This is a genomic window from Pedobacter sp. CG_S7, assembly GCF_040544395.1.
Lineage (GTDB): Bacteria > Bacteroidota > Bacteroidia > Sphingobacteriales > Sphingobacteriaceae > Pedobacter.
This window is the reverse complement of record NZ_JBEONS010000070.1, coordinates 1-5,940: the sequence shown is the minus strand read 5'-3', so window position 1 is coordinate 5,940 and position 5,940 is coordinate 1. Positions and strand designations below refer to the sequence as shown.

At 31.1% G+C, this 5,940-nt stretch carries 3 protein-coding genes; all 3 read left to right on the top strand.

The window, feature by feature from the left end; translation table 11 throughout:
- Positions 1–562: 562 nt before the first annotated feature.
- Genes cas9 through cas2 form a run of 3 tightly spaced genes read left to right on the top strand, consistent with a single transcriptional unit; the run spans position 563 to position 5,878 of the window.
- Positions 563–4,624 carry a type II CRISPR RNA-guided endonuclease Cas9 gene (gene cas9 / locus AAKU52_RS16925; RefSeq protein ID WP_354335738.1) on the top strand — a complete coding sequence of 1,354 codons (4,062 nt, stop codon included), beginning with the start codon at positions 563–565 and terminating at the stop codon, positions 4,622–4,624.
- 2 nt (positions 4,625–4,626) lie between these two features.
- Positions 4,627–5,553, top strand: coding sequence for a type II CRISPR-associated endonuclease Cas1 (gene cas1 / locus AAKU52_RS16920; RefSeq protein ID WP_354335735.1), 927 nt, complete (start codon positions 4,627–4,629; stop codon positions 5,551–5,553).
- Positions 5,516–5,878 (top strand): CRISPR-associated endonuclease Cas2, encoded by a 363-nt coding sequence (cas2, locus tag AAKU52_RS16915; protein WP_354335733.1) that lies wholly within the window; start codon positions 5,516–5,518, stop codon positions 5,876–5,878. Before cas1 ends, cas2 begins: the two co-directional genes overlap by 38 nt.
- The last annotated feature ends 62 nt before the right edge of the window (positions 5,879–5,940 follow it).

Here is a 5,940-nt window from a genome sequence, read left to right as displayed (position 1 = left end):
CCGCTTTTTTCTGAAAATAAAATCCAAAGAAAATAACACCTTAAACGATTTTTCAGGTCAGTAAAGTAAGTTAGAGGGAACCTGAGTGGTTACAATTTTTCAATTGAGGTTTTCCATAAGGTTATCAATTTTCTTTTAATTATATTTTAATATTATTTTATATATATTTAAAAAAAATAATATTGCTTTATTTAAATAAAAATCGGATAGAATTTATCCTATAATTCATAAACAACAAATATTTTTAATAAAAATGTTATTAAAAATTAATAAAATTTTACTAATTTATAATAAAACCCATACACCGTATAATATTTATAACTATTTTAGTTGAAACAAAATACTCAACATTAGTAAAGCCACATTAGAGCTGAAGAACTTAGGACATCTCATTAGTGTTTTAAAGTACATTTCTTTGTTTTTAAACAGTACTGTTTAAGTATTTACACTAAATATTAATATAAAATAATTATTAAATACGGTGTATGTTGCGAATTGCTTTCAAAATTGAATATAAAGCATTCACTAAACAGTACTGTTTTTTTTTAAATAAAAATTTACTATGAAAAAAATACTAGGATTAGATTTAGGAACTACATCTATTGGATGGTCATTTACAAATGAATCAGAAAATGATAATGAAGTCTCTTCAATAATAAATACAGGTGTTCGTATTGTTCCACTTACAACTGATGAAGAAGCAGATTTTAAGAAAGGAAATACCATTTCCATCAATGCTAATAGAACTTTAAAACGTGGTGCTAGAAGAGGTCTACAACGTTTCAAACAAAGAAGAGATGCTATAATTGATACTTTCAATAAAATAAAATTCATTCCTTCATCATTTATTTATGCAGAAACAGGAAAAGAGACTACTTATTCTTCCTACAAATTAAGAGCTAAATCGGCAATAGAAGCTATTACCAAAGAAGAATTGGTAAAAGTGCTATTAATGCTTAACAAGAAACGTGGTTATAAAAGCAGTAGAAAAGCTAAAACGGCAGAAGAAGGGGAGGCTATTGATGGAATGGCAATTGCTAAAACAATTTTCGAAAAGAATCTGACTCCTGGGCAATGGGTTTATAATTCTTTATCAAATAATGGAAAGTATATACCTGATTTCTATCGTTCCGATTTGCAAAAAGAATTAGAAAAGATTGTACATTTTCAAAAACAATTTCATTTTGAAAGTATCAACAATAAATTATTGGATGCCATTCACGGAAAATCAAGAACACAAACTTCTCAATTTTTCACAAAAGAATTAAAAATAGAACTTGCTGAAAATAAAGGTACACGAGAAGAAACCAAATTGCAACATTACAAATGGAGAAATGAGGCTTTAATAATTGAACTTGATTTAAATGTCCTTGCATTTATCTTAACAGAAATCAACAATCAAATTAATCAGTCAAGTGGTTATCTTGGAGCAATTAGCGACCGTAGTAAGGAATTATATTTCAATAATGAAACAGTTGGACAATTTCAATACAAACAGCTAAAAAACAACGCACATTCTAAGCTAAAAAACCAAGTTTTTTACCGTCAAGATTACTTAGATGAATTTGAAAGAATCTGGGAAACTCAAATCAAATGTCATCCTGAATTAAATGAAAAATTGAAATCTGAAGTTCGCGACATCACGATTTTTTACCAAAGAAAATTAAAATCACAAAAACATTTAATAAGCGAATGTGAATTTGAAAAAGGACATAAAGCCATTCCGAAATCATCTCCTTTATTCCAAGAATTTAGAATTTGGCAAAATTTAAATAATATTATTGTTACAAACGAGATTACAAAAGAACCCTATTTATTAACTGAAGAATTAAAGCAACAAATTGCAGAGGAACTTCAGTTTAAAGACAGTATAACAGACATACAATTAATGGCTTTTTGCGAATTGAAAAAAGGGAGTCATTCTATTAATTTTAAAAAGATTGAAGGTAATAGGACTAACGCAGCACTTTACAAAGCATTTGAAAAAATCCTTGAAATTGAAGGTCATGAAATCGATTTCTCCAAAATGAATTCATCATCGATTAAAGAAGCTATCGCAAAAATATTTGAAGTGTTAAACATTAACATCAGCATACTAGATTTTAACCCTGCTATTCAAGGAAATGAATTTGACAAACAGTCCTATTATCAATTATGGCATTTACTTTACTCTTCGGAAGAAGATGAGCCTTTGAAAAAGAGTCTAATGACAAAGTTTGGGTTTAAAGAAAACCACATTCCATTTCTTTTAAATATAAATCTTCAAGCCGATTACGGTAGCTTAAGTCCAAAAGCAATAAAGAAAATACTGCCACATTTAAAGGACGGACAAATTTATGACCAAGCTTGTTTACTTTCTGGATACAATCATTCCTCTTCATTAACCAAAGAAGCAAATGACAGCAGAATTCTAAAAGAGAAACTAGAATTAATCAATAAAAATAGTTTGCGAAATCCTGTGGTAGAAAAAATCCTGAATCAAATGATTAATGTGATTAATGCCATTATGTTGGATCAAAAAATGGGTAGACCAGACGAAATTCGTGTAGAATTGGCTCGCGAGCTGAAAAACAACAATGAACAACGTAGTGAAATGACCAAGGCCATTAACAAAAGTACAGCTGAACATGAGCAGATTAGAAAATTATTGCATATAGAATTTGGAATCCGTCGTGTAACTAGAAACGATATTATTCGGTATAAACTTTGGAAAGAATCGGATGGAATTTCACTTTATACTGGTAAACCGATTGAACCCTCTAAACTGTTTTCTAAGGAATACGATATTGAACACATAATTCCAAAATCAAGATTGTTTGATGATAGCTTTTCTAACAAAACCATTTGCGAACGCCAGTTGAATATTGACAAAAGCAACAAAACAGCATATTCATTTTTACAGGAGAAATTATCTCCAGAGGAATTTGACCAATTTGAGAAAAGAATAAGAGGTTTATATGGCAAAATTAGCAGAACCAAGCAGAATAAACTGTTAATGGCTGATTGTGATATCCCAGAAGGCTTTATTGATAGACAATTAAAGGAAACGCAATACATCGCCAAAAAAGCTAAAGATATTTTACTCGAAGTTTCCCGAAATGTAACTGCAACAATCGGAAGCGTGACCGACAAACTGCGTGAAGATTGGGAATTGGTGGATGTGATGAAAGAACTCAATTGGGACAAATACCATAAACTGGGTTTAACAAAAGAGGAAGAAGGAAAAAACGGTGAACGTTTATATAAAATACAAGATTGGACTAAACGAAATGACCATCGCCACCACGCTATGGATGCAATAACAGTTGCTTTTACCAAACCGGCATATATACAATATTTGAATAACCTGAACGCCAGAGACATTAATAACAAAAAAGGAAACGTGATTTTGGGCATAGAGTCTAAGTATTTGAAAAGAGACAAAAACAATAAATTGCGATTTATTGCTCCAATGCCTCACTTTAGAGAAGAAGCAAAAAAACAACTGGAAAGTATTTTGATTTCCTATAAAGCCAAAAACAAAGTAGTTACCAATAACAAAAACACCACAAAGTTAAAAGGTGGCAGTAATCAAAAAGTACAACTTACTCCACGTGGACAATTACATAAAGAAACAGTTTATGGAAAACTACAACAATATGTAACAAAAGAAGAAAAAATTGGCACCAATTTCACTAAAGAATACATCAGTAAAGTGGCTAAAAAACAATATCGTGAAGCTTTGTTGGCTCGTTTAGTAGAAAATGACAATAACACTAAAAAGGCTTTTATTGGTAAAAATGCCTTGGCAAAAAAACCTATTTATTTGAATGCTGAAAAAACAAAAGCATTACCTGAAAAAGTGAAAACGGTTTGGTTTGAGGATAATTATTCTATAAGAAAAGATATTACACATGAAATAAAAATTGACAAAATCATTGATATTGGATTAAGAACTATCCTTAAAAATCGTTTGGAGGAATATGGCAACGATCCTAAAAAAGCTTTTGTCAATTTAGATGAAAACCCTATTTGGCAAAATAAAGAAAAGGGAATCGCTATAAAAAGGGTTACCATTAGCGGCGTAAGCAATGCTCAAGCATTACATACTAAAAAAGACCATTTAGGAAATGAAGTTCTTGACAATAATGGCAAACCAATTCCTGTAGATTTTGTAAGTACCGGAAACAACCATCATGTAGCTATATATAAAGACGAAAAAGGAAATTTACAAGATGAAGTAATTTCATTTTTTGATGCAGTAACCCGTAATAATCTGGGATTATCAATAATTAATAAAAATCACGAAATGGGTTGGACGTTTTTATTTACCATGAAGCAAAATGAGTACTTTATATTTCCCTCTTTTGAATTTAATCCAAAAGATATTGATTTACACAACCCCGTAAACAAAGGATTAATAAGCAAAAACTTATTTCGCGTACAGAGCCTTTCAAAAGTTGAATATGGCAATATTTCTGTTAGAGATTATGTATTTAGACATCATTTAGAAACGACAATAAACAATACAAAAGAATTAAAGGGAATTACCTATAAATCTATAAAAAGTTTGCCCTATTTTGAAGACATTATAAAAGTCCGAATAAATAATTTAGGCAAAATCGTTCAAGTTGGCGAATATTAGTTATGATAAAACGAACTCTTTTTTTTGGCAACCCAGCTTATTTAAGCACTAAAAACGAACAAATTGTAATTTCATATCCCGAAAAAGAACAAAAAACAAAGACTGTAGCTATTGAGGATATTGGCGTGATTGTTTTGGAAAACCAACAAATCACAATCACTAATGGATTGCTAGAGAAACTGATTCATAACAATGTGGCATTAATCAATTGCGACCAATATCATTTACCTATCGGATTATTGATGCCCCTGAACGGACATACAGAACAATCTGAGCGGTTTAAAAATCAAATTAATGCATCTGCCTCACTCAAAAAGAATTTGTGGCAGCAAACTATCAGTTCTAAAATAATGAACCAGGCGGGAATATTGAAAGAAAAAGGAATACCTATGCGAAAAATGGAAGTTTGGGCAAAGGAGGTTACCTCGGGAGATATCCTCAACCATGAATCAAGAGCGGCAGTTTACTATTGGCAGAACCTGATTCAAATAGAAAATTTCACAAGAGGACAAAAAGGAATTCCACCAAATAATTTGTTAAATTATGGCTATGCCATTCTAAGGGCCATAACTGCAAGAGCTATCGTTAGTTCTGGAATGTTGCCTACTTTAGGCATTTTTCACCGTAACAAATATAATGCTTATTGCCTTGCTGATGATATTATGGAACCATATCGGCCCTATGTAGATTTAATTGTGTGCCACATCATGGAAACAGAAGATTCGTATGAAGAATTGACTATTGATATTAAAAAACAATTATTAAATATAGCCAGTATAGATGTTTTTATTGACGGAAAAAATAGCCCGTTGATGGTCGCTATGAGTAGAACAACTCATTCCTTACACGAATGTTTTGAGGGAATGGCAAGGAAAATTTTATATCCTGTTTATGTACGACGAACATTACACCCGATTAAACCAGTATAGAAGTTTGTGGATATTAGTATTTTTTGACCTGCCCACCGAAACTCGAAAAGAACGTAAAATTGCTTCTTCATTTAGAAAGAAATTATTAGACGATGGTTTTTCTATGTTCCAATTTTCGATATATATGCGGTTTTGTGCCAGTAAAGAAAATGCCGAAGTCCATGGCAAAAGAATAAAAAATAACTTACCCGAGCATGGAAAAATTGGTGTCATGCAAATAACTGACAAACAATTTGGAATGATGGAACTTTTTTATGGAAAAAAACTTATTGAAACAGACAAACCATTACAACGTATCCGCCCCACAAAGTCCATATTTTTTTAAAGGCAACTTGACTCTACATTTGCTTTTTAAAAAACAATCAATATGACCAAAGCAGAAAAAAT

Bases quoted from the DNA above. Each gene is read 5' to 3' on its own strand.
- cas2 (WP_354335733.1), top strand. From the start codon at position 5,516: ATGTACGACGAACATTACACCCGATTAAACCAGTATAGAAGTTTGTGG.
- cas9 (WP_354335738.1), top strand. From the start codon at position 563: ATGAAAAAAATACTAGGATTAGATTTAGGAACTACATCTATTGGATGG.
- cas1 (WP_354335735.1), top strand. From the start codon at position 4,627: ATGATAAAACGAACTCTTTTTTTTGGCAACCCAGCTTATTTAAGCACT.